The sequence below is a fragment of the Halococcus sp. AFM35 genome (assembly GCF_051195015.1).
Taxonomy (GTDB): Archaea; Halobacteriota; Halobacteria; order Halobacteriales; family Halococcaceae; genus Halococcus.
This window is the reverse complement of the sequence record NZ_JBNTJU010000089.1, coordinates 1-1420: the sequence shown is the minus strand read 5'-3', so window position 1 is coordinate 1420 and position 1420 is coordinate 1. Positions and strand designations below refer to the sequence as shown.

Below are 1420 nucleotides of genomic sequence, written 5' to 3'. Positions count from 1 at the left end.
CTGATGTGTATCGTCTACAACATCAAACGAGCAGTGAAACAGTGAATTCCATCGCCTTATGGCGATTCAACAGAGCCGGCCTTTCCCCATTTTGATGCTTATCGGTGCTCTGTCCTTGTTCACTCTTGGCGTTTCTCGTCTTCGCAACCCGGAATTGGTCAGTGGAAGTTCGACAGAAGAGGAATTTCGGTTGGTACCTATGCTCATAATCGCAGGCGGGCTATTCGGTATTGGTATGCTGATGTACATGATTGTAGCATGATTGGCTGGTCTAGATTTCACCCGCCCCTGCCAGAAAATACTTGATTTCCGACAGAGTCAGCGCCGTAGCTAGACGACTCTATCTCGTCGGTAGTGTAATTACGAAAGGCCTCCCATTTGGGATATGGATCAAAGCTGGTTTTCAATCTTCAGTGCTGTATCCATCGGTAATCACAGGTTTCGTGACCTGATTAATCAAGATCGGCTCAATGGCCTTGCTGCTATAGTTATTGGAATGAGTCAGTTGCCGATGGCGTTCATGTTTGCTGACGCGACGAGGTTCGATATTTCACTTTGGGTTATCGGAGTCAGTGGTATGTTGCTTATCGCTATCGGTGTCAACGTATTTCGTGGTATGGAAGCGTTTGAGATTGCTTGGAGTGAAAGCAAGCGGGTCAGTTGGTTGGATACGATCATAAGATGTATGTTCGCCGTTAGGCGGTGGTGCAGAACAGTTCTCATAGCGTGATGGTTGGACTGGCGATATCGTTGTCCCGTTCGTGATTTGTGAGGGCAACCGCAAGCCGCAGACACAGCACCAAGAAGACGTGAGATTCGACTCTGACTCGGCCTCGGACCCGAGGGGTCCCGAGGCCGAGATCCTTACAGACACCAATCGCTGTCTCGATCCGTGACCGCCTCCGGTAGGCCTCATCTAACCGCTCCTCCGAAACCGCGATCGTGTCCTCAACACGATATTCGATATCGAGCGGTTCATCGGTGTTGCGTTGGTTATACGGGACAACCGGCACGACCCCCTGCTCCAGCAGGCGGTCGTGCCAATCGAGCATATCGAATTCGGCATCACCCAGCAGCCAGATCGGTTTCTCGACGGCGAGCGCGTCAGTCGTGACGCGCGTCGCCGTCTCCTGATCGACCTTCTTCGCCGGTGTGAACGTGGCTGCGACCGGAATATTATCAGCAGCGGTCACCAGACAGCAGCCGTACCCGTAGTAGAAGTCATCTTCAGCGTGATCGTAGTTCCACTCAGCGCCATCATCCTGCTGATCGGCGGGGATGTCGGTACCATCGATCCGATAGAGCTTGCCGAGCGGTACCTGCTCGGCAAGCTCGTGAACCAGCGTGATGAACACGTCCTCGGCAACGAGCGCGAAGTCAGTGATGAAGCGATCAAGCGTCCGCCGTCCCGGCGGACGCG

General features: G+C 53.4%; 1 protein-coding gene. It reads right to left on the bottom strand.

Annotated elements, in window-relative coordinates:
• Window positions 1–719 precede the first annotated feature (719 nt).
• The coding region (locus ACQUQO_RS18185; protein ID WP_435080062.1) for a transposase at window positions 720–1420 on the bottom strand (701 nt) is incomplete at its 5' end.